Here is a 21,534-nt window from a genome sequence, read left to right as displayed (position 1 = left end):
GGCGGGCCCTTCTGCTCACCCGGCGAAGAGATCAGCCGGTTCATCACAGGAGATCTTGCTGCAATGTTCTGCAAGCATTACAGTCGCAGCCGATCGACACTCGGGTTCCGGACGACGAAGGGGTCATCCATGTCTCGCACCGCGCGCCCGCGCCCGGTTCAGCTTCGCACCTTCCCCGGGCGTGCCGCGCGGCATCGCGCGGCCGCAGGGCTCGGCGCCGTCACGCTCGTGGCCTCGCTCGGGCTCGCCGCGTCGGCGTCGGCCACGAGCGGCACGACCACCACGACCGCGACTGGCACGACCGTGACCGGCACGACGGCGACGAGCAGGACCGCGACAGAAGCCGCCGCGACCGAGCCCGCAGAAGCCACCGCGCAGGATCGCACCGCCGCCCTGGTGGGCAGCCTTCAGGACGAGCTCGGCTGCGCCGCCGACTGGGACCCCGCGTGCGCCGCGACCGAGCTCGTCGCCCGGGGCGACGGCACCTTCGTCGCCGAGTTCGAGGTCCCTGCGGGCACGTACGAGTACAAGGTCGCGCTGAACGACGCGTGGGACGAGTCGTACGGCCGCGACGGCGGCCCCGACAACGCGCCCCTGCACCTGGCGGGGCCCGCGACGCTCCGCGTCACCTACGACGACGCCACCCACCGCACCGCCCTGACCCCGCTCACCCTTGCCGGCGACTACACGGAGGCGGACGACGCCCTGGTCCACGAGCCCGTCCGCCAGCCGGGCGGCGACGAGCGCTTCTACTTCGTGATGACCGACCGGTTCGCCAACGGCGACCCCACCAACGACGAAGGCGGCCTGACGGGCGACCGGCTGGCCACCGGCTTCGACCCGACCGACAAGGGCTTCTACCAGGGCGGCGACCTGGCGGGCCTGCGCGAGAACCTCGACTACATCGAGGGCCTGGGCACGACGGCGATCTGGCTCACCCCGAGCTTCCTCAACCGGCCCGTGCAGGGCTCCGGCGACGACGTGAGCGCCGGCTACCACGGCTACTGGATCACCGACTTCACGCGGATCGACCCGCACCTGGGCACCAACGCGGAGCTCGAGGCGCTGATCGACGACGCCCACGCGCGCGGCCTCAAGGTCTACTTCGACATCATCACGAACCACACGGCCGATGTCGTCGACTACGCCGAGGGCACCTACGACTACGTGGACCAGGCCACCGCCCCGTACCAGGACGCCGACGGCAACCCGTTCGACCCGGCCGACTACGCCGGGACGGGCAGCTTCCCGCAGCTCGACGCCGCGACGAGCTTCCCGTACACGCCGGTGATCGACCCCCAGGACCAGGGCGTGAAGGTCCCGGCCTGGCTCAACGACCCCACGCTCTACCACAACCGCGGCAACTCGACGTGGGCGGGGGAGTCCGTCACCTACGGCGACTTCAGCGGCCTCGACGACCTGATGACCGAGCACCCGACAGTCGAGAAGGGCTTCGAGGAGATCTACGAGGCGTGGATCGACCTCGGCATCGACGGCTTCCGCATCGACACGGTCAAGCACGTGAACTTCGAGTTCTGGGAGGAGTGGTCGGCCGAGATCGAGGAGTACGCCCACGCCCAGGGCAAGGACGAGTTCTTCACGTTCGGCGAGGTGTACGACGCCGACGCCACCAAGACCTCGCCCTACGTGCGCCGCACCGACATGAGCTCCGTGCTCGACTTCTCGTTCCAGTCCGCCGCCACGAGCTATGCGAGCGGCAACAGCGCGCAGCGGCTCGCCGACCTGTACGCCTCCGACGACCTGTACACCACGCCGCACAGCAGCTCCTCGGCGCTGCCGACGTTCCTCGGGAACCACGACATGGGCCGCGTCGGCTACATGCTCGCCGGCGCCGACGATCCCCTCGAACGCGACGAGCTGGCGCACGAGCTGATGTACCTGACCCGCGGCCAGCCGGTCGTCTACTACGGCGACGAGCAGGGCTTCGCGGGCACCGGCGGCGACAAGGACGCCCGGCAGACCCTGTTCGCCACCCAGGTCGACGAGTACGCGAACCAGCCGCTCGTCACCGGCGAACAGGCCGGCAGCGTCGACCGCTACGGCACGGACGCCCCGCTCTACGAGCACATAGCGGCCCTCGCCGACCTCCGGGAGGAGCACCCGGCCCTGGCGAGCGGCGCCCAGATCGAGCGCTACGCCGAGGACGGCGCCGGCGTCTACGCCTTCTCCCGCGTGCACCGCGACGAGCGGGTCGAGCACCTGGTCGCCGCCAACAACGCGGGCTCGGAGCGCACGGTCACCCTCGACACGCTCACCCCGGGCGCCACCTTTGCCCCGCTGTACGGCACTGACGCGACGCTCACGGCCGACGCCGACGGCGCGGTCACCCTGACCGTCCCGGCCCGCTCCGTCGTCGTGCTGGTCGCGGACCGGACCGTGGGCGCGGACACCGCTGGGACCGTCACCGTGGTCCCGGGGACGAGCGCCCGGCCGGGCGCCGCGCTGTCCGGCGTCGCCCCCGTCGCCGCGGGCATCGACGACGCCTGGGCGGAGACGTCCTTCGCCTGGCGCGCCGTCGGGACCGACGAGTGGCACCAGCTCGGCACCGCCGAGGACACGTCGCCGCGCGTCTTCCACGACGTCGGGCCCGACGGTGCCGCCCTGCCCGAGGGCACCCTCGTCGAGTACCGCACGGTCACCCAGGACGCCGACGGCGACCGCGCCGCCGCCAGCTCGTACGCGTCGGTGGGCGTCGACGTGAGCGGCGTGGTCGACGACGGCACCGACCCCGACATCGACATGGTCACCGTCCCCGGCTCGCACAACAGCGAGATGGGCTGCGCAGGCGACTGGACCCCGGACTGCGAGGCCGCGCGCCTCACCCTCGCCGACGACGGCACCTACGCCGGCACGTTCGAGCTGCCCGCCGGATCCTACGAGTTCAAGGTGGCCCTGAACGGCTCCTGGGCGGAGAACTACGGGGCCGACGGCGCGCGCGACGGCGCCAACATCCCGTACTCGACCAGCGGCGGGCCGGTCACCTTTACCTGGGACCCGGAGACGAAGGTACCCACCGTCAAGGTGGGCACACCGGGCACGCCGGGGGAGGGCCAGCAGGCCGCGCACTGGGTCCGCGAAGGTCTGGTCCTGGTGCCCGCGGACGACTTCGGCGCCGGCGACACGTGGGCGCTGGAGACGGGCGCGCCGGACGCGGCCGCGCAGGAGGCGCCGACGTCGTACACGCTGGTCCCGGGCGAGGTGCCCGCGGACGTGGCCGAGGACTTCCCCCACCTCGCGAACCACCTCGCCCTGGAGGTCGAGGGCATGGACCGAGCCGCGGCGACGTCGGCCCTGAAGGGGCCGCTGCGGCTCACCCGGCACGACGGCGAGACGCTCACCGCTGCCACGGGCGTGCAGATCCCGGGCGTGCTGGACGACCTGTTCGCGACCGACCGCGCGCTGGGCGTGACGTGGCAGGGCGGCAAGCGCGCGTCGTTCGCGCTGTGGGCGCCGACGGCGCGCGCGGTGACTTTGCAGGCCTGGCCCGCTGGCACGGCGCTCGACGCCGAGCCGCGCACCTTCGCGATGGCCCGTCAGGACGACGGCGCGTGGACGTTCGACGGCGGGCGCGCCGCCCTGGGGCTCGACCAGCGGTTCCTGAGCCTGTCGAAGGGCGACCAGCGAAGAGGCTGGCAGGGCGCGCGCTACCGGTACGCGGTCGAGGTATACGTGCCGAGCACGGGCCAGGTCGAGACCAACGTCGTGACCGACCCCTACTCGGTGGGCCTCACGCTCGACTCGACCCACTCGGTCGCCGTCGACCTGGACGCGCCGGACTGGCGGCCCAAGGTCTGGCGCACCACGCCCGCGCCCGTCGTGGAGCAGGCCGTGGACCAGACGATCTACGAGCTGCACGTGCGCGACTTCTCGATCTCCGACGAGACCGTCCCCGAACGGCTGCGCGGCACCTACGGCGCGTTCGGCGCGAGCCGCTCCGACGGCATGACGCACCTGCGCTCGCTGGCCGACGCCGGGCTCACCACCGTCCACCTGCTGCCGACGTTCGACATCGCCACGATCCCTGAGGACCGCGCCGCCCAGGCGACCACCGGCGACCTGTCCGGGCTCGCGCCCGACGGCACCGAGCAGCAGGCGGCCGTCGCCGAGATCCAGGGGCACGACGGCTTCAACTGGGGCTACGACCCGTACCACTTCATGGCGCCGGAGGGCTCGTACGCCGTGGACGCCAACGGCGGGGCGCGCGTCGCCGAGTTCCGCTCGATGGTCGGCAACCTGCACCGGGCCGGGCTGCAGGTGGTGCTCGACCAGGTCTTCAACCACACGGCGGCGTCGGGCCAGGACCCGAAGTCGGTGCTGGACCGCGTGGTGCCCGGCTACTACCACCGGCAGAACCCGACCACGGGCGCCGTCGAGACCAGCACCTGCTGCCAGAACGTCGCCACCGAGCACGCCATGGCGCAGAAGCTGATGGTGGACTCGGTGGTCACCTGGGCCCGCGACTACCGCGTGGACGGGTTCCGGTTCGACCTCATGGGGCACCACTCCCGCGCGAACATGGAGGCGGTCCGGGCGGCCCTCGACGAGCTCACGCTGGAGGAGGACGGCGTCGACGGCGCGAGCGTCTACCTGTACGGCGAGGGCTGGAACTTCGGCGAGGTCGCGGGCAACGCCCGGTTCGAGCAGGCCACGCAGGGCCAGCTCGGCGGCACGGGCATCGGCACGTTCAGCGACCGCCTGCGCGACGCCGTCCACGGCGGCTCGCCGGTCGACGGCGCGTCCCTGTTCACCCAGGGCTTCGGGACCGGGCTGTTCACCGACCCGAACGGGAACGACGCGCGGCTCGGCGACCCGGCGTCGGTCAACGACGGCGGGGCCGACGAGGCAGCCGACCTGGCCCATCAGAGCGACCTGGTGAAGCTCGGGCTGGCCGGCAACCTGCGCGCCTACGAGCTCACGACGTCGGACGGCGAGCGCGTGCGCGGCGACGAGCTCGACTACCGCGGCTCGCCCGCCGGCTACGCGGACTCGCCCGAGGAGGTCGTCACGTACGTGGACGCGCACGACAACGAGACGCTGTTCGACCTGCTGGCGCTCAAGCTGCCCGCCGACACCCCGATGGCGGACCGCGTCCGGATGAACACGGTGTCGCTGGCGACGGCCGCGCTGTCGCAGTCGCCGTCGTTCTGGCACGCGGGCACCGACCTGCTGCGCTCCAAGTCGCTGGACCGCAACTCGTTCGACTCCGGCGACTGGTTCAACGCCATCGACTGGTCGGGGCGGGACAACGGGTTCGGGCGCGGGCTGCCGATGGCGGCCGACAACGAGGACACGTGGCCGTACCAGCAGCCCCTGCTGGCCGACGCCGCGCTCAGGCCGAGCCCCGACGACATAGCGTTCGCGTCCGCGCAGGCTGCCGAGCTCCTGGAGCTGCGGCACTCGACGGACCTGTTCCGGCTCGGGTCGGCCGAGCTCATCGAGCAAAAGGTGACCTTCCCGGGCTCCGGCCCGGACGCCGTCCCCGGAGTCATCACGATGTCGGTCGACGACCTCGCGGGCTTGTCCGACGTCGACCCGGCGCTGGACGGCGTGCTCGTGGTGCTCAACGCGTCGCCGACGTCGGCCACCGTGGACGTGCCGGAGCTCGCGGGCCGCGACTACGCGCTGTCGCCGGTGCAGGCGGGCGGGGCGGACGCCGTCGTGCGGGAGACCACCTGGGACTCCGCGACCGGGACCGTCACGGTCCCGGCCAGGACGGTAGCGGTGCTGGCGGACCCGCGGGGCTGATCCCCTCACTGCAGACCTGGTCGCCGACGGCGGCGTCGACCAGGTCTGCAGTCGCGGATTCTGAGCTCCACGTTGACAGCGCTGACAATTGTTGCCGAGAGTCCCTTGACGTGGGCCCGCCCGGGGTGAATTGTGTGCCCTAGTTTGTCCGGCGGTGTTGCCGGGCATCGCACGACGCAAGGGAGCTTCATGCGCACCGCACGATACTTTGTCGCACCCGTCACGGCGGCGGCGCTCGCCCTCTCGCTCGGCGCCTGCGGCTCCGGTGAGGGTGGGGCCGACGACTCCACGATCAAGGTCGCCTACCAGAAGTTCGGCAACTTCACGCAGGCCGACACCCTGTTCAAGGACGTCAAGGCAGACTACGAGAAGGCGAACCCCGGGATCACCGTCGAGCTGGTGCCCATCGAGGCGCAGCAGAACGACTACTTCACCAAGCTCGCCCTGATGAACAGGTCGCCCAGCACCGCGCCGGACGTGATGTACGAGGACACGTACATGATCAAGTCCGACGTCGAGGCCGGGTACCTCGCGCCGCTCGACGACTACCTGGCCGACTGGGACGAGTGGAGCCAGTTCGTCGACAGCGCCAAGCAGGCCGGCGCGGGCGACGACGGCAAGACCTACGGCGTCTCCATGGGCACGGACACCCGCGGCCTCTGGTTCAACAAGGACGTGCTCGCCAAGGCCGGTCTGCCCGAGGACTGGGCGCCCAAGTCCTGGGACGAGCTGCTCGAGGCTGCGCGGGCGATCAAGGAGTCCGACCCCGACGTCGTGCCGTTCAACATGTACTCCGGCAAGCCCCAGGGCGAGGCCGCCGTGATGCAGGGCTTCGAGATGCTGCTGTACGGGACCGGCGACACCCTCTACGAGGACGGCAAGTGGGTGGTGGGCTCGCAGGGCTTCATCGACGCGCTCGATTTCGTGACCACCGTGTTCACGGAGGGCCTCGCGCCCACCCCGCAGCAGGCGCTCGACACCAACATCGGCAACACGGTGCAGGCCGAGTGGCTGCCCGAGGGCAAGGTCGGCATCGCGCTGGACGGCTCGTGGGTCGCGGGCAACTGGCTCGAGTCCGGCGTCGCGCCGTGGCCCGAGTGGTCCGAGAAGATGGGGACCGCGCCCATGCCCACGCAGGACGGCGCCGACCCGGGCGCCGTGAGCATGTCGGGCGGCTGGACGCTCGCCCTCGGCTCCGGCTCCAAGAACCCCGACGCCGCTTTCGACTTCATCTCGATGGCCCTGAACCGGGAGAACTCACTCTGGTTCGACGTCGCGAACAGCCAGATCGCGGTGCGGACCGACGTCGCCGAGGACCCGGAGTACACCAAGTCGAACCCGACCACGAAGTTCTTCACCGACCTGGTCGACGTGACCAACTTCCGGCCCGCCACCTCGGACTACCCGAAGGTCGCCAACGAGATCATGGTCGCGATGGAGTCCGTCATGACCGGGCAGCAGACGCCGGAGGAGGCAGCCGCCGTCTACGACGAGGCGGTGGCCGGCATCGTCGGCGAAGAGAACACCGTCCAGGGCTGATCCGATGGCCGTCGCATCCCGCGGCGCGGCGCGGGCGGTACCGCTCGCGCCCGCCGTCGTCCTGCTCGCACTGTTCATGCTGGGTCCCGTGGTGTGGTCGTTCTACGGCTCGTTCACGAACGCCGCACTCACGGGGCCCACCGCCCTGAACCCGGAGTGGATCGGGTTCGACAACTACACCGCCCTGGTCGGCGACCCCGACTTCCCGAAGTCGCTCTGGCTCACCGTCATCTTCGTGTTCCTCTCCGCCGTCGTGGGGCAGAACGTGCTGGGCATCGCGCTGGCCGGGCTGCTGCGCTCGGCCGTCAAGCCGGTGCGGTCGATCGCCTCGACCGTCGTGGTCGCCGCGTGGGTGCTGCCGGAGATCGTCGCGGCGTTCGCCTCGTACGCGTTCTTCCACTCCGACGGCACGCTCAACACCATGCTCGGCGGGATCGGGATCACCGGACCCGACTGGCTGTACTCCACCCCGATGCTCGCGGTGATCCTCGCCAACATCTGGCGCGGCACGGCCTTCTCGATGATGGTCTACTCGGCGGCGCTCGCGGAGGTGCCGCCGGAGCTCACCGAGGCCGCGCAGCTCGACGGCGCGAACGGGCTGCAGCGGCTCGCCTGGGTGACCCTGCCGGTCATCCGGCGCAGCATCTCGACCAACCTCATGCTCACCACGCTGCAGACCCTGTCCGTGTTCACGCTGATCTACGTGATGACCGGCGGCGGCCCGGGCACCGACAGCTCGACCCTGCCGATCCTGGCCTACCAGGAGGCGTTCAAGTTCGCGCAGGTCGGCTACGGCACGGCCATCGCGACAGTGATGATCATCGTGGGCGCGGTCTTCTCCGTGATCTACATCCGAGCGCTCCGACCGGAGGTGGACTGATGGCCGGCACGATGACGCCGCCCGCTGTGCGGACGAGACGTGGCGCGACGGCGGGCCAGCTCGCGGGACCGCGCGTCAAGCCGACCAAGGTGGCGGCCAACCTGGTGCTGCTCGCGATCGCCGTGCTGTTCGTGCTCCCGATGGCGTGGATACTCGTCGCGTCGTTCGACGCGGAGGCGACGCTCTCCTTCGGGCTGCCCGACGCCGTGACCACCGCGAACTTCTCGGCGATCATGACGCCGGAGCTGACCTGGCTGCCGTTGTGGAACGCGTTCGTGCTCTCCGCGGGATCGGGGGCGATCACCGTGGTGGTCGCGGTGCTCGCCGCCTACCCGTTGTCGCGGTACCGCATGCGGTTCGGCAAGTACTTCCTGTACTCGGTGCTGTTCGGCACGTGCCTGCCGATCACGGCGATCATGGTCCCGGTGTACGCGCTGTTCGTGCAGCTCAACCTGCTCGACTCGCTGCCGGGGACCATCTTCTTCATGGCCGCGACGTCGCTGCCCATGGCGATCTGGATGACGAAGAACTTCATGGACTCCGTGCCGATCTCGCTCGAAGAGGCGGCCTGGACCGAGGGGGCGTCGGCCATGCAGGCGCTGTGGCGGATCGTGCTGCCGCTCATGCGGCCGGGCATCGCCGTCGTGTTCATCTTCGTGTTCGTGCAGGCATGGGGGAACTTCTTCGTCCCGTTCGTGCTGCTGCTGTCCCCGGAGAAGCAGCCGGCGGCCGTGAGCATCTTCGCGTTCTTCGGGCAGTACGGGTCGGTCGCGTACGGGCAGCTCGCGGCGTACTCGCTGCTCTACGCCGCCCCGGTGCTCGGCCTGTACGTGCTGGTCACGAGAATCTCGGGCTCGGCCTTCGCCCTGGCGGGCGCGGTCAAGGGCTGACGGGGCGGGGGATCGGACGTGCGCTTCTGCTCAGTGATTCGGCCCAAAGTTCACGTGGGTTGTGGGCCCAATCACTGAGCGGAAGCGCACCCTTTCGGCGTCGAGCGGGAGGTCCGCTTCGACCACACGGTTACGCATGGAAATGGCCGCGGCCGCATGCGCAAGCGTGTGATGGAGGCGGACATTCAGGGGAGCGGACCCGCGCAACGCAGCACGATCGGTCGCGCGACTGCACGAAGCCGAGCTATCCTCGTGCGAGCTGCCTCCCGCGTGGAGTGTCAGAAGTGAAGCCGGGACCCCCTGATGGACGTCAGGAGCCCGGCTTTCGCGCTGTCCTGGCTGTGGGCGAGATCGTTGCGACTATGCACCCGTTTAGGCGCAACGATCGCGCTCACGCCCGCGTCGTCAGCGGAAGACGACGGTGCGGCGGCCGTCCAGCAGTACCCGGCGCTCCGCGTGCCAGCGCACCGCCCGGGCGAGCGTGCGCCGCTCGACGTCCTCGCCGATGCCCACCAGGTCCTCGACCGTGCGGGAGTGGTCCACGCGCTCGACGTCCTGCTCGATGATCGGGCCCTCATCGAGGTCGCCCGTCACGTAGTGGGACGTGGCGCCGATGATCTTCACGCCGCGCTCGTGGGCCTGCCGGTACGGCCCGGCGCCCTTGAACGACGGCAGGAACGAGTGGTGGATGTTGATGATCTGCCCGCTCAGGTCGCGGCACAGCTCGTCGGACAGGATCTGCATGTACCGGGCCAGCACCACGACCTCGACGTCGAGCTCCTTGACGAGGCCCCGGAGCGTCGCCTCCGCCTCGGCCTTCGTGTCCTTGGTGACCGGCACGTGGTGGAACGGCTTGCCGTAGAACGTGGCGATGTCCTCCAGGTCGCGGTGGTTGCCCACCACGCCCACGACGTCGATCGGCATGCGCTGCGACCGCTCCCGGTACAGGAGGTCGACGAGGCAGTGCGCCGCCTTGGACACCATGACCAGCGTGCGGATGCGCCGGCCGACGACGTCGAGCGTCCACGTCATCTCGAACTGGCCCGCCACCTGTGTCATCGCCGCGGTCAGCTCGTCGCGGGACGCCGTCGACTCGACCTGCACGCGCATGAAGAACAGGCCCGACGTCGGATCGCCGAACTGCTGCGACTCCGTGATGTTGCCGCCGTGCTCGGCGAGCATTCCCGCCACCGCGTGCACGATTCCCGGCTGGTCCGGGCAGGACAGGGTGAGGATCCAGTGGGTGGCTGCGGTCGCGTCGTTCACGCCGTCAGGCTAACCCGGCTGGCTCGGCGCGGCGGGCGGGATCTCATCGCGCGCGAGCTCCCGGCGCATCAGCCAGCGCCGTCGGCCGCCGCTCACGCCGCCCGTCTCAGCCGCGCGTTCGAAGCCCGCCGCCTCGAACAGGCGCACCGTCCCGACATAACCGCTGATCACGTCCACGCGGTCCGGGCCAGTGTCGGCGGGGTAGCCCTCGACCACCTCGGCTCCGTACGCGCGGGCGTGCTCCACGGCCCCGGCGAGGAGATGATGCATGAGCCCGCGCTTGCGGTACCCCGCACGGACCACGAAGCACACCGCCGACCACGCCTCGCGGTCGTCCACGAACGGGATGGTGCGGCTGTTCATGAGCCGGCGGTACGTGGAACGGGGCGCGATCGAGCACCAGCCCGCCACGAGGTCGTCCACGTACACGAGTACGCCCGGGCCGGGCTCGGCCTCGCAGAGGTTCCGCATGTAGCCAGGGCGGTCCTCGTTGCGGACGCGGCTGTCCCGGTAGCTCATGCACCAGCAGCCCCCACCGCCGGGCTTCTTGACTCCCACCACCTCGTAGAAGTCGTCGTATCGCCCGACGGCGGGCCGCACGTCGATGCGCTCGCCCGGCTCCGCCGTCCGCCGGGCTCCTGAATTCCCCATGCCCAGAACCTACGCGGAGCCACTGACAGCGTCTGGTCCGCGAACACCGTCGACCCGGGCACGCCACCTCTGCCACCATGGGGTCATGAGCAACTCCACCACGACGATCGCGCTGGTCGAGGACGACCAGGCGGGCGAGCTTCTCACGCTACGACGCGCGGCGTTCGTGACCGAGGCGCAGCTGTACGACGACCCGCACATCCCGCCCCTGACCCAGACGCTCACCGAGCTGCGGGAGGACCTGGCGCGCGACGACGTCGTGACGATCGGCGCGTGGGAGGGCCACCGGATGATCGGCTCGGTGCGCGTCGAGATCGAGGGCGAGAAGGCGACGCTCGGCCGGCTCGCCGTCGCCCCGGACAAGCAGGGCCGGGGCATCGGCACCGAGATGCTCTTCGCGGTGCTCCCGTTCCTGCCGGAGCAGACCACGGAGATCTGGGTCTTCACCGGCAAGGATTCCAAGCAGAACCTCGCGATGTACACGAAGCACGGCTACGAGGAGCAGTACGACAAGGCCGCGGGCGACCTGACGTACACCTACCTGCGCCGCGTGCTGGGCGCAGCGGGCGCGCAGCCGAAGTAGGTCAGTACCCCCAGGTGTGGAAGGAGTCGATCTCCATCCACGCGTCGAACCGCGGCTTGTCGCGGTTCGGGTAGGCGCCGCTCCCGTAGTGCATGGAGAGCCGGTCTATTCCGGCCAGGCCCTCGTCCGGCGTGATCGTAACGCGGCCCTGGAGGCTGACGTGCCGGTACCAGCTGTCGGCGTCGAGCACCGTCAGCGAGACCCGCGGGTCCGCCCGCAGGTGGTCCAGGCGCTTGCGGGTGCCGTCGAGGTTGAGCAGCACCCTGCCGTCCTCGTACAGGTACCAGGTGGCCACCGACACGGGGGCGCCGTCCGGCCGGACGGTCGCCATGACCGCGGGATTCGGCCGCGCGAGGACGCTGGCGATGTTCTCGGGGATCGGGGGCTTGGTCACGGGTGCGCTCCTTCGACGGCGGACAGTCTGCGCAGACTGTCAGGAATCGAAGCCCAGGCCAAGTGCGTCCAGCGACCTGAGCAGCACGTTTCGCCGCCCGCGCTGGTGGTCGGCCCGGTCGAGCGCCCAGCGGGTGGCTTGGATCCCGGCCGCCGCTACCGGCTCCGGCGGGAACGGCACCGGGACCTGCCGCACCATCCGGAGCGCCGTGCGCTCGGTGTCGGGGGAGCCGTCGAGCACGTCGAACCGGTCGAGCATGACCTGCGCCGCGAAGTGCGTGGCGGCGACGCCGAGCCCGGTGAACCCCGCGGAATGCTGCACGCGACCGCCCGCTGCCTGGCCGAAGAACGCGCAGAACCGGGTGGACGTGTCGATCGCGCCGGACCACCGATGCGTGAGGCGGATGCCCTCGAGCTGGGGGAACGTCGTCAGCAGGTGCTCCGTCAAGCGCCGGAACGTCTCCGGCCGGTTCTCGTACACCCGCCTCACGCGCCCGCCGTAGTGGTAGACGGCGTCATAGCCGCCGAACACTATCCGGTTGTCGGCCGTCAGCCGGTAGTAGTGGAACTGGTTCGCCAGGTCCGCGAGGCCCTGCCGGCCGCGCCAGCCGATGGCGCCCAGCAGATCAGCGGGCAGCGGCTCCGTCGCCAGCACGTAGTCGTAGACCGGCACCGTGTGCATGCGGTAGCGGCGCAGCAGGGACGGGAACACATTGGTCCCGAGGATCACGCGGTCCGCGCGCACGGTCGCGTCGCCCGCGGGCGACGTCGTGCGCAGGACGACGTCGCTGCCGGCGCCGCGGCCCGGCGCGGCCAGCCGCGTCACCCGCGTCTGCTCGAAGATCTCGACGCCGAGCTCGCTCGCGACACGCGCCAGCTCCGCCGCCAGCCGCGCGGGGTGCACCAGAGCGGCCGCGTCGGGGCGGACCAGGCCCGCCTCGTAGGTCGGGCTCGCGATCTCGGCACGCATCTTCGCCCGGTCGAGGAACGTGTGGGGGACGCCGGCGCGGGCGGCCTCCTGCGCGGCGTCCTGCAGCCAGTCGATCTGGTGCGGCTCGACGGCGAGGTCGATGATCCCGGTGCGCTCCCACTGGGAGTCCAGCCCGAGGTCGCTCACCGCGGACTCCATGGCGGCCAGGTTCTCGTGGCCGAGGCGGGTCAGGGTGTCGAGCTCGTCCGGCCAGCGACGGCGGCCGTTCTCGTCGCCGTGCGTGAGGCTCGCCTCGCAGAACCCGCCGTTCCGGCCCGACGCCGCCCAGCCCACCGCGCGTGCCTCGACCAGCACCACCCGCGCCCCGGGGTGACGCTGTTTCGCGCGCAGCGCCGACCACAGCCCCGTGTAGCCGCCGCCGACCACCACGATGTCTGCCCGGATCGGGGCAGACAGCGCGGGGTAGGCCGTGCACTCACCCGCGTCGTCCAGCCAGAACACCGCGTGCCGCGTGCCGCCCAGCGCATGGTCGACGACGGCGCCCGCCGGGACGTTGCGCTCGAAGACGGTCTCCTGGACACGGGCCATACGCCCGAATCTAGCCATGGCGCGGTGACTGCCGGTTTCGGCGGGATGAGCGACAGATGACGGTGCAGGTCACCCGCCGAGGCAGATCGTCTCGTAGCTGCGCTGCGGGTCGAAGCCCAGCTTGAGCTGGTCGACGGTCCCTTCGGGGCACCCGCCGCCGCCGACCGCGAGGCCGGAGACCTTCTGCGCGCCGGCCGACGAGCAGGCGACCTCGCCGCCGTCACCGTTCACACAGTCGCCCGTCAAGAGCTGGCCGCCGCCCATCCCGGGATCGCCGGGGTGGTCGTCGGACAGGTTGCGGGCGCAGACCGCCTGCGTCTCGCCACCGGCCTGGCCGTCCTTCTGGAAGACGACGTCGGTGCTGGCCGGGCAGTGCATCTGCCCCACGGACACGGCGTCCTCGATGTCGAGGACGGTGACCGTGGCCTCCGGGTCGTCGCAGGGCAGCGGCCGGTAGGTGTCGGTCTCGGCGTCGATGTCCTCGGCCGTCGGGTCGGGTCCGGCGCACGAGTCGACGGCCCAGGTGGCGCCGGGGTCCTCGCTGTCGTCGGGGCCGAAGAAGTGGAAGCTGACGGCGGCGATCACCCCAGCCGCGACGACGAACGCGACGACGGACCAGATCCAGTCCCGCCTGCCTGCGCTCCTGCGCCGACCGGTGCCGGCGCCGCTGGCTCCGTCGCCACCGCCTCCGGCGGGGTTCGCGGGCGGGCGGCGGCCGGTGCCGGGCGCCGTCGAGGTGGCGCCGGAGCCGGTGGCGGAACGAGTGGAGAACTGTCCGGACTGCGGTTGCCTGGACTGCGGTTGGCCGGTGGTCGCGAACTGGCCGGACTGGAACTGGCCGGACTGGAACTGGCCGGACCGGAACTGGCCCGACTGCGGTCGGCCACCGTTCTGTGGGGGACTGTTCGGCGTCTGGCGGGGCTGGCCGCTGGTCTGCGGTCGGCTGGTCTGGCGGGGCTTGTCTGGCTGGTGTTCCGGAACACCTGCGTCCGGTGACACGGGGGAGGGCATGAGCCGCAGAGTAGCGACGTACGGGTGAATCGCGAAAGGTCTCAGGTACTTTCGTTGCAATGACGGGCCTCAGGGCCGACGGCGGGGGTGCGCAGGGCGTGGGCGGCGGGCGCCGGGCACGGGTTCGGACGGCCGCTGCTACGATCTTCGGGTCGCGACTGGCGTCAGGTGGATCACCACCGGGGAGCGACGAGTCATGCCGACGACGGGTCGTTCGCCTGGGCCCTGGGTCACCTCGTGGAGGGTGTGCGCCCGGGCAATACATGTCACGGTGCGTGGGCTCTTCCACCGCCGTCCGACAATTCCCGTCCCGCATGAATCGAGGAGCTATGAGCGCATCGACTCCCGACCCGCTCTCCACCCCGCTCGCCGAGCTCGACCCCGAGATCGCCGCCGTCCTGACCGGAGAGCTGGCCCGCCAGCGCGACACTCTCGAGATGATCGCGTCCGAGAACTTCGTTCCGCGCGCCGTCCTTGAGGCACAGGGCTCGGTCCTGACGAACAAGTACGCCGAGGGCTACCCGGGCCGCCGCTACTACGGCGGCTGCGAGCAGGTCGACATCGCGGAGAACCTCGCGATCGCCCGTGCCAAGGACCTGTTCGGCGCCGAGCACGCCAACGTCCAGCCGCACTCCGGTGCCCAGGCCAACGCGGCAGTGCTGCACGCCCTGATCAACGCCGGGGACAAGATCCTCGGCCTCGAGCTGGCCCACGGCGGCCACCTCACGCACGGCATGAAGATCAACTTCAGCGGCAAGCTGTACGACGTCGGCGCCTACGGCGTCGACCCTCAGACCTACCGCATCGAGATGGACGAGGTCCGCAAAAAGGCGCTCGAGCACCGACCCGACGTCATCATCGCCGGCTGGTCCGCCTACCCGCGCCACCTCGACTTCGCCGCGTTCCGTGAGGTCGCGGACGAGGTGGGCGCCAAGCTGTGGGTCGACATGGCGCACTTCGCCGGGCTCGTCGCGGCGGGGCTGCACCCGTCGCCCGTGCCGCACGCCGACGTCGTCTCGTCGACCGTGCACAAGACGATCGGCGGGCCGCGCTCCGGCTTCATCCTGTCCAAGGGTGAGTACGCCAAGAAGATCGACTCCGCCGTGTTCCCGGGCCAGCAGGGCGGCCCGCTCATGCACGTGATCGCCGCCAAGGCGGTCTCGTTCAAGCTCGCGGCGACCGAGTCGTTCAAGGACCGCCAGGAGCGCACGCTCCGCGGTGCGTCGATCATCGCCGAGCGCCTCTCCCAGCCTGACGTCGCGGCGGCCGGTGTGTCCGTGCTGACCGGCGGCACCGACGTGCACCTGGTGCTCGTCGACCTGCGCAACTCTGACCTCGACGGTCAGCAGGCCGAGGACCTCCTGCACGACGCCGGGATCACCGTGAACCGCAATGCCGTCCCGTTCGACCCGCGCCCGCCGCGCGTCACCTCGGGGCTGCGCATCGGCACGCCGGCGCTCGCCACGCGCGGGTTCGGCGACGCCGAGTTCACCGAGGTCGCCGACATCATCGCGACGGCCCTCAAGCAGGGCGCCGCGACCGACATCGACGCCCTGTCGGCGCGGGTCGCGAGCCTGACGGCCAAGTTCCCGCTCTACCCGGGTCTCTAACGATTCCGCTGAGTGCTGGGTATTTGTGGGCGAGAACGTTGTAACCCCACAAATACCCAGCACTCACTGAGGGAGGTACGCATGAGCGCACAGATTTTGGACGGGAAGGCTACCGCCGGGGCGATCAAGGCGGAGCTGAAGGAGCGGGTGACCGCGCTGCGCGAGCGGGGCGTCGTTCCCGGACTGGGCACGCTTCTGGTGGGTGACGACCCCGGTTCGCAGTGGTACGTGGCGGGCAAGCACCGCGACTGCGCCGAGGTCGGCATCGCGTCGATCCGGGAGGACCTCCCCGCCGACGCCACGCAGGAGGACATCGAGGCGGCGGTCCGCAGGCTGAACGAGGACCCCGCCTGCACCGGGTACATCGTCCAGCTGCCGCTGCCGAAGGGCATCGACACCAACCGCGTGCTCGAGCTCGTCGACCCCGACAAGGACGCCGACGGCCTGCACCCCACCAACCTGGGGCGCCTCGTGCTGCGGGTCAACGAGGAGATCACCTCCTCGCTGCCGTGCACCCCGCGCGGCATCATCGAGCTCGTCGAGCGGCACGGGATCAAGCTCGCGGGCAAGGAGATAGTGGTGCTGGGCCGCGGCGTCACCGTGGGCCGCCCGATCGGCCTGCTGCTCACGCGGCGCGCCGTGAACGCGACGGTCACGCTGACGCACACCGGCACGCAGGATCTCGCCGGGCTGGTCAAGCGGGCTGACGTCGTCGTGGCCGCCGCGGGCGTCAAGGGCATCGTGTCCGGTGAGATGGTGAAGCCGGGCGCTGTGCTGATCGACGTCGGCGTCTCCCGCGAGACCGACCCGGAGACCGGCAAGTCGCGCGTGGTGGGCGACGTGTCGCCGGAGGCCGCGGAGATCGCGGGCTGGGTGTCGCCCAACCCGGGCGGCGTCGGCCCGATGACGCGGGCGATGCTGCTGGCCAACGTCGTGGAGTCGGCGGAGCGAGCGCTCGCCGGCTGAGCGCTGACTGTCGTTCAGCACAGCAGTTGCTGCCAGATCGGCTGGATCCTGGCAGCAACTGCTGTGCCAAACCCGGACGAACCAGGCACCTACCGGCGGAACCTCTTATCGGCCCCGACAACAGGCCGTGCGCCTGCCTGGCAGCCCGTCGCTCCTCCCGTCTGCCTGGTGAGGCTGGCAGCGCAGACGGGCGGAGAGCGGGGAGCGACGGCCAAAGGGGCGGTAAAGTCCGCACGTGCGTTGATCTTCCGGGCGGCGGCCAAGCGCCGCCGCAGACATTGGGGCGACCCCGATGAGTTTCGGGCCGCCCGGTTGGCATACCCGTCATCACAACGCCGGAGATCACGCAATGACTGCTCAGCAGCCCCTCACCTACGACGCATTTGTCGAACTCGCCGCCACTGATCCAGCTGTCGTCGGCCTCGTCCTCAAAGGTTCCCGGGCCCACGAGGGCATGACCACCAAGCACTCCGACCACGACCTGTACGTCGTCCTCGCCGATGGCGCTACGACGGCCCTCACCCGGTTTACGGGGCACCGCACCCCAGAACTCGACCTCGTCGTCCTCTCCCTTGACGAGTTCCGTGCCGCCGGAATGCCCGGCTTTGAGCGGTACGCCCTCGCCCGCGCCCGGATTGCGCTCGACCGGCTCGAGGGAGGTATCGCCCAGATCCTGGCCAGCAAGGCACGGCTCGACGCCGATGAAGCCTTCCGGGAGGCGGGCGAGTGGCTCGATGCCTACGCCAACTCCCTCTACCGCTCGGTCAAGAACGACCGCGACGGGCATGCGCTCGCGGCCCGCCTCGACGCCGCCGACAGCATCCGGTTTCTGCTGGAGCTGCTCTTCACTCTCGACCGTCGCCCCCGCCCCTACAACAAGTACCTGGAATGGGAGCTCGCCCGATTCCCACTTCCCGGCTGGGACACCGGCATGCTGCTCGACACTGCGGACCGCATCTCAGGAATGGGCGACGTGTCCACACAGCGTCGCCTCTTCGCCCAGGTCGAGGCAGTGGCCCGGCGGGCCGGGCACGGCGCGGTACTGGACGCATGGGGTGAGGACTTGGACCTGATGCGACCGCAGTAGGAGGCCCGCCCCCGACGACGCCCCTGAACACCGACGCCCTACCGGCGGAACCTCTTAGGCGAACTTCGCGTGATCCGTCCATCGCATGTGTTGCGCGCAACTGATCTCGCCATGGGGTTCAGCCCGATGTTCTCCGCGTCGTGACCGGTCGCGGGACGTTCGAAGTGCCGCACGCGACGTCCGATTCCCGCCAGACCTCCGGGCGGAGCGCGGCCAGGCTTGGGGCATGCACAAGACCGTCGACCTCAAGGTCATGTACTTCGGCACGCCCGTCGTGCTCATCTCGACACGGAACCCGGACGGGTCGGCCAACCTCGCGCCGATGTCGTCGGCCTGGTGGCTCAACGACCACTGCGCGCTGGGTCTCGGCAACTCCGCGAGGACTGCCGCGAACCTCCGCCGTGAGCGTGAGTGCGTCCTGAACCTCGTGCCCTCCGGCATGGTCGACGCCGTGGACCGGCTGGCGCTCACCACCGGGAGGCCCGACGTGTCGCAGCAGAAGGCTGCGATGGGGTACGAGTTCGTCCCGGACAAGTTCGCCCGGGCCGGCCTGACGGAACAGGAGTCCGAGCTGGTAGGGGCGCCGCGGGTGACCGAGTGCCCGGTGCAGCTCGAGTGCGTCCTCGCGCAGGAGACCCCGCTCGGCACTCCGGACTCCGGCGCGACGGTCTTCCACGTCCGGGTGCTGCGCAGCCATGTCGCCGAGGAGCTCGTCATCCCGGGCACGCACCACGTGGACCCCGTCGGCTGGGACCCGCTGATCATGAAGTTCTGCGAGTTCTTCGGCGGTGGCTCCGCGGTCCGGCCGTCGCGCCTCGCCGAGGCCTGGGAGATGCCGCACGGCGGGGTGCTCGTGCGCTGACCCCCGAGCTCGGGTGGTACCGGGCGCGACGGCCGATGAGTTTCCGGCGGGCGCCCGGTCGGAGTAGATGACGGGGCCGACGGCGCCCTCGACCAACTCAGGAGGACACGATGGTCACCGCTCGAGCGCATCTCTGGTTCGGGAACAACAAGGCCGGCGAGGCCGCAGCGTTCTATGCCGAGCACATCCCCGGCTCGTCCGTGGACAACGTCGTGAAGGCGCCACAGGATGCGCCGGGTGCCGAGCCGGGCGCGGACTTCGTCGTGGAGTTCACGGTGGCCGGTCTGCCCGTCACCGGGCTGAACGCCGGCCCGCACTTCTCGCTCGACGAGGCGTTCTCGTTCTACCTGTCCGTCGAGGGGCAGGAGGAGGTCGACCACTACTGGGACCTCCTCACCGCCGACGGCGGGGAGCCCGGCGCCTGCGGCTGGCTCAAGGACAAGTTCGGGGTGTCGTGGCAGGTCATCCCCAAGGAGCTCGAGGAGCTCTCCGGCACGTACTCGACGCCCGGCGAGATCGCGACGATGAACGCGATGCTCAAGATGGGCAAGATCGACGTCGCCGCGCTGCAGGCGGCCCACGACGGGGCGTGACCCCGGGCGTCAGGGCGTCCGGCGGGCGCCGCCCGGGATCTGCTCGGCGGCGTCCTGGTAGGCCTGCGCCGCCCGGTCGAAGTAGTCGAAGAGCAGGTCGCGCTGCTCGGCGGAGTAGCCGGCGAGGATCCCACCGATCTTCTGCCGGGCCGGTGCCATGACCTCGTCGAGCTGGGCCGGCTTGCCGACTGGTTCGACGATCACCTTCCGGCGGTCGCCGGGGTCGGGCGCCCGGCGGACGTAACCGGCCGCCTCGAGCCGGTCGACGAGCCGGGTGGTCGGCCCCGTGGTCAGGCCGGTGCGCGAGCCGAGCTCGCCCGGGGTCATCGGCCCCGCCAGCTCGAGGATGTTGAGCGCGTAGAGGTCAGTCGCGCCGAGGTCGCAGGCCCGGGCGCTCGCGTGGCCGTGCAGCATGACGGCGCTCAGGTACCGCCGGTACGTCGCGCTCGCCTCAGAGTCCGCTCGCGGTGTTGACACCAGGGTCTCCCTCTCTCTAATCTCTTCCTCAGAGAAGAGACTGCCTCGTAGAAGAAACATCTTCAGCGAAGATATCACGAGAGGATCCACCGAGATGACCGACCTCACCCCGACCGCCCAGTCCGACGACGTAGCGGTCCGCGACCTCATTGCGCGCAGCCAGGACGCGTGGAACCGCGGAGACGGCGTCGCCTATGGCGCCTGCTTCACCACCGACGCCACCGACGTCACCTTCGTCGGCACCGTCTACCGCGGCGGCGCCGAGATCGGCCGTGCCCACCAGGCCCTGTTCGACAGCTTCCTCGCCGGCACCCGGCTCCACCTGGAGATCCTCGACGTCCGCCGCTACGGCGCCGACACCGCCGTCATCGTCACCCGCGGCGACGTCGCCAAGAAGGCGCCGCGCCGGCTCGGGAAGCTCGCCACGTACGTCGTCGTGCGCGACGCCGAGGGCGACTGGCGCATCGCCGCCGTGCAGAAGACCCAGCACAAGCCCCTGATGGAGGCAATCTCCTTCAGGTTCCAGCCGGCGACCAGGCCTGGCCGTGCCTCGGCCCCCGGCGGAAGCGGCAAGTAGGCTGCCCCGGTGCCTCTGATCGTCGCCACCGCCAACGTCAACGGGATCCGCGCCGCCGTCCGCCGCGGCATGGATGCCTGGATCGCCACCCGCACGCCGGACGTGCTGCTGCTGCAGGAGGTGCGTGCCCCCGACAAGGTCGCGCGCGAGCTGCTCGACGGCTGGCACGTGACTCACGCGGAGAGCGAGGTCAAGGGCCGCGCCGGGGTGCTCGTGGCCTCCCGCCTGCCGATCGGCGAGGTGCGCACGGGCCTGGCGGCCCACGGGCCCGACGGCGACGTCGAGGCCGGTCCCGACACCGGCCGGTGGATCGAGGCCGACGTCGAGCTCCCCGACGGCGGCACGTTCACCGCCATCTCCGCCTACCTGCACTCCGGGTCCACCAAGCCCGGCGAGGAGCACACGATGGTGGCCAAGTACGCCTACCTGGAGAAGGTCACGGCGCGCCTGGCGGAGCTCTCCGCGGCAGGGGCGCCGGCACTCCTGGCCGGCGACCTCAACATCGCCCACCGATGCGTCGACATCAAGAACTGGAAGGGCAACCTGAAGAGCGCCGGGTTCCTGCCCGAGGAGCGCGCCTACGTGACGCGGTGGCTCGACGAGTACGGGTGGACCGACCTCGGGCGCGCCCACGCCGGCGACGGCCCCGGCCCCTACACCTGGTGGTCGTGGCGCGGCGCGGCGTTCGACAACGACTCCGGCTGGCGCATCGACTACCAGCTCGCGAACCAGGCCCTCGCGGGCGCGTGCCGCAAGGTCGAGGTCGACCGCGCCCCGACGTACGCGGAACGCTGGAGCGACCACGCCCCGCTGGTGGCCACCTACGAGCTCTGACCGCCTGCCTCGTTGAGTGCTGGATATTTG

At 70.7% G+C, this 21,534-nt stretch carries 18 protein-coding genes and 1 riboswitch; of the genes, 12 read left to right on the top strand and 6 right to left on the bottom strand.

Annotation, left to right across the window (positions count from 1 at the left end):
- The first annotated feature begins 129 nt into the window (after window positions 1-129).
- From pulA to ACFT2C_RS20725, 4 genes are all read left to right on the top strand, one after another.
- Entirely contained in the window at window positions 130-5,766 is a 5,637-nt protein-coding gene (gene pulA, locus ACFT2C_RS20740) for a pullulanase-type alpha-1,6-glucosidase (RefSeq protein WP_377208971.1), read from the top strand.
- 189 nt (window positions 5,767-5,955) lie between these two features.
- Entirely contained in the window at window positions 5,956-7,305 is a 1,350-nt protein-coding gene (locus tag ACFT2C_RS20735) for an extracellular solute-binding protein (RefSeq protein WP_377208970.1), read from the top strand.
- 4 nt (window positions 7,306-7,309) lie between these two features.
- Window positions 7,310-8,185, top strand: a complete 876-nt coding sequence (locus tag ACFT2C_RS20730; RefSeq protein WP_377208969.1) for a carbohydrate ABC transporter permease — start codon at window positions 7,310-7,312, stop codon at window positions 8,183-8,185.
- Entirely contained in the window at window positions 8,185-9,075 is an 891-nt protein-coding gene (locus ACFT2C_RS20725; RefSeq protein ID WP_377208968.1) for a carbohydrate ABC transporter permease, read from the top strand. The genes ACFT2C_RS20730 and ACFT2C_RS20725 overlap by 1 nt, the downstream gene beginning before the upstream one ends.
- A gap of 405 nt (window positions 9,076-9,480) precedes the next feature.
- On the opposite strand, the gene purU is transcribed toward ACFT2C_RS20725, so the two are convergent.
- Both purU and ACFT2C_RS20715 read right to left on the bottom strand, forming a co-directional pair.
- Window positions 9,481-10,341 carry a formyltetrahydrofolate deformylase gene (purU, locus tag ACFT2C_RS20720; RefSeq protein WP_377208967.1) on the bottom strand — a complete coding sequence of 287 codons (861 nt, stop codon included), beginning with the start codon at window positions 10,339-10,341 and terminating at the stop codon, window positions 9,481-9,483.
- Between the two features lie 9 nt (window positions 10,342-10,350).
- Entirely contained in the window at window positions 10,351-10,992 is a 642-nt protein-coding gene (locus ACFT2C_RS20715; protein ID WP_377208966.1) for a GNAT family N-acetyltransferase, read from the bottom strand.
- A gap of 85 nt (window positions 10,993-11,077) precedes the next feature.
- On the opposite strand from ACFT2C_RS20715, the gene ACFT2C_RS20710 reads away from it, so the two are divergent.
- Window positions 11,078-11,575, top strand: coding sequence for a GNAT family N-acetyltransferase (locus ACFT2C_RS20710; protein ID WP_377208965.1), 498 nt, complete (start codon window positions 11,078-11,080; stop codon window positions 11,573-11,575).
- 1 nt (window position 11,576) lies between these two features.
- Here the strand turns inward: ACFT2C_RS20710 and ACFT2C_RS20705 are convergent, their stop codons facing one another.
- The 3 genes from ACFT2C_RS20705 to ACFT2C_RS20695 all read right to left on the bottom strand — a co-directional run bounded on the left by ACFT2C_RS20705 (window position 11,577) and on the right by ACFT2C_RS20695 (window position 14,498).
- Window positions 11,577-11,969 carry a PPOX class F420-dependent oxidoreductase gene (locus ACFT2C_RS20705; RefSeq protein ID WP_377208964.1) on the bottom strand — a complete coding sequence of 131 codons (393 nt, stop codon included), beginning with the start codon at window positions 11,967-11,969 and terminating at the stop codon, window positions 11,577-11,579.
- Window positions 11,970-12,008: 39 nt separating this feature from the next.
- Window positions 12,009-13,487 carry an NAD(P)/FAD-dependent oxidoreductase gene (locus ACFT2C_RS20700; RefSeq protein ID WP_377208963.1) on the bottom strand — a complete coding sequence of 493 codons (1,479 nt, stop codon included), beginning with the start codon at window positions 13,485-13,487 and terminating at the stop codon, window positions 12,009-12,011.
- Between the two features lie 69 nt (window positions 13,488-13,556).
- Window positions 13,557-14,498, bottom strand: coding sequence for a hypothetical protein (locus tag ACFT2C_RS20695; protein WP_377208962.1), 942 nt, complete (start codon window positions 14,496-14,498; stop codon window positions 13,557-13,559).
- Between the two features lie 144 nt (window positions 14,499-14,642).
- Window positions 14,643-14,729: riboswitch (ZMP/ZTP riboswitch) on the top strand.
- A gap of 98 nt (window positions 14,730-14,827) precedes the next feature.
- Between ACFT2C_RS20695 and glyA the strand changes: the two genes are divergently transcribed.
- The 5 genes from glyA to ACFT2C_RS20670 all read left to right on the top strand — a co-directional run bounded on the left by glyA (window position 14,828) and on the right by ACFT2C_RS20670 (window position 19,616).
- Window positions 14,828-16,108: a serine hydroxymethyltransferase gene (gene glyA, locus ACFT2C_RS20690; RefSeq protein ID WP_377208961.1), complete on the top strand. Its 1,281-nt coding sequence runs from the start codon at window positions 14,828-14,830 to the stop codon at window positions 16,106-16,108.
- A gap of 81 nt (window positions 16,109-16,189) precedes the next feature.
- Entirely contained in the window at window positions 16,190-17,074 is an 885-nt protein-coding gene (locus tag ACFT2C_RS20685; protein ID WP_377208960.1) for a bifunctional methylenetetrahydrofolate dehydrogenase/methenyltetrahydrofolate cyclohydrolase, read from the top strand.
- Window positions 17,075-17,423: 349 nt separating this feature from the next.
- On the top strand, window positions 17,424-18,161 hold the full coding sequence (locus ACFT2C_RS20680; protein WP_377208959.1) for a hypothetical protein: 738 nt from the start codon (window positions 17,424-17,426) through the stop codon (window positions 18,159-18,161).
- Between the two features lie 226 nt (window positions 18,162-18,387).
- On the top strand, window positions 18,388-19,023 hold the full coding sequence (locus tag ACFT2C_RS20675; protein WP_377208958.1) for a flavin reductase family protein: 636 nt from the start codon (window positions 18,388-18,390) through the stop codon (window positions 19,021-19,023).
- Window positions 19,024-19,133: 110 nt separating this feature from the next.
- Window positions 19,134-19,616 (top strand): VOC family protein, encoded by a 483-nt coding sequence (locus ACFT2C_RS20670; RefSeq protein ID WP_377208957.1) that lies wholly within the window; start codon window positions 19,134-19,136, stop codon window positions 19,614-19,616.
- Between the two features lie 9 nt (window positions 19,617-19,625).
- Here the strand turns inward: ACFT2C_RS20670 and ACFT2C_RS20665 are convergent, their stop codons facing one another.
- Window positions 19,626-20,093 carry a MarR family winged helix-turn-helix transcriptional regulator gene (locus ACFT2C_RS20665; RefSeq protein ID WP_377208956.1) on the bottom strand — a complete coding sequence of 156 codons (468 nt, stop codon included), beginning with the start codon at window positions 20,091-20,093 and terminating at the stop codon, window positions 19,626-19,628.
- Between the two features lie 94 nt (window positions 20,094-20,187).
- Here ACFT2C_RS20665 and ACFT2C_RS20660 point away from each other — a divergent pair, with 94 nt between their 5' ends.
- Together ACFT2C_RS20660 and ACFT2C_RS20655 are read left to right on the top strand one after the other, a co-directional pair.
- Entirely contained in the window at window positions 20,188-20,670 is a 483-nt protein-coding gene (locus ACFT2C_RS20660; RefSeq protein WP_377208955.1) for an SgcJ/EcaC family oxidoreductase, read from the top strand.
- Between the two features lie 9 nt (window positions 20,671-20,679).
- Complete coding sequence (locus ACFT2C_RS20655) at window positions 20,680-21,504, top strand: exodeoxyribonuclease III (RefSeq protein ID WP_377208954.1); 825 nt, start codon at window positions 20,680-20,682, stop codon at window positions 21,502-21,504.
- The last annotated feature ends 30 nt before the right edge of the window (window positions 21,505-21,534 follow it).

Origin of the sequence: Promicromonospora sp. NPDC057138, from assembly GCF_042670845.1 — a bacterium.
Classification (GTDB): domain Bacteria; phylum Actinomycetota; class Actinomycetes; order Actinomycetales; family Cellulomonadaceae; genus Promicromonospora.
Note: the sequence above shows the minus strand (reverse complement) of the source record. Positions and strands in the feature narration are given on the sequence as shown.

Bases quoted from the DNA above. Each gene is read 5' to 3' on its own strand.
- pulA (WP_377208971.1), top strand. From the start codon at position 130: ATGTCTCGCACCGCGCGCCCGCGCCCGGTTCAGCTTCGCACCTTCCCC.
- ACFT2C_RS20735 (WP_377208970.1), top strand. From the start codon at position 5,956: ATGCGCACCGCACGATACTTTGTCGCACCCGTCACGGCGGCGGCGCTC.
- ACFT2C_RS20730 (WP_377208969.1), top strand. From the start codon at position 7,310: ATGGCCGTCGCATCCCGCGGCGCGGCGCGGGCGGTACCGCTCGCGCCC.
- ACFT2C_RS20725 (WP_377208968.1), top strand. From the start codon at position 8,185: ATGGCCGGCACGATGACGCCGCCCGCTGTGCGGACGAGACGTGGCGCG.
- ACFT2C_RS20715 (WP_377208966.1), bottom strand. From the start codon at position 10,992: ATGGGGAATTCAGGAGCCCGGCGGACGGCGGAGCCGGGCGAGCGCATC.
- ACFT2C_RS20710 (WP_377208965.1), top strand. From the start codon at position 11,078: ATGAGCAACTCCACCACGACGATCGCGCTGGTCGAGGACGACCAGGCG.
- ACFT2C_RS20700 (WP_377208963.1), bottom strand. From the start codon at position 13,487: ATGGCCCGTGTCCAGGAGACCGTCTTCGAGCGCAACGTCCCGGCGGGC.
- ACFT2C_RS20695 (WP_377208962.1), bottom strand. From the start codon at position 14,498: ATGCCCTCCCCCGTGTCACCGGACGCAGGTGTTCCGGAACACCAGCCA.
- glyA (WP_377208961.1), top strand. From the start codon at position 14,828: ATGAGCGCATCGACTCCCGACCCGCTCTCCACCCCGCTCGCCGAGCTC.
- ACFT2C_RS20685 (WP_377208960.1), top strand. From the start codon at position 16,190: ATGAGCGCACAGATTTTGGACGGGAAGGCTACCGCCGGGGCGATCAAG.
- ACFT2C_RS20680 (WP_377208959.1), top strand. From the start codon at position 17,424: ATGACTGCTCAGCAGCCCCTCACCTACGACGCATTTGTCGAACTCGCC.
- ACFT2C_RS20675 (WP_377208958.1), top strand. From the start codon at position 18,388: ATGCACAAGACCGTCGACCTCAAGGTCATGTACTTCGGCACGCCCGTC.
- ACFT2C_RS20670 (WP_377208957.1), top strand. From the start codon at position 19,134: ATGGTCACCGCTCGAGCGCATCTCTGGTTCGGGAACAACAAGGCCGGC.
- ACFT2C_RS20660 (WP_377208955.1), top strand. From the start codon at position 20,188: ATGACCGACCTCACCCCGACCGCCCAGTCCGACGACGTAGCGGTCCGC.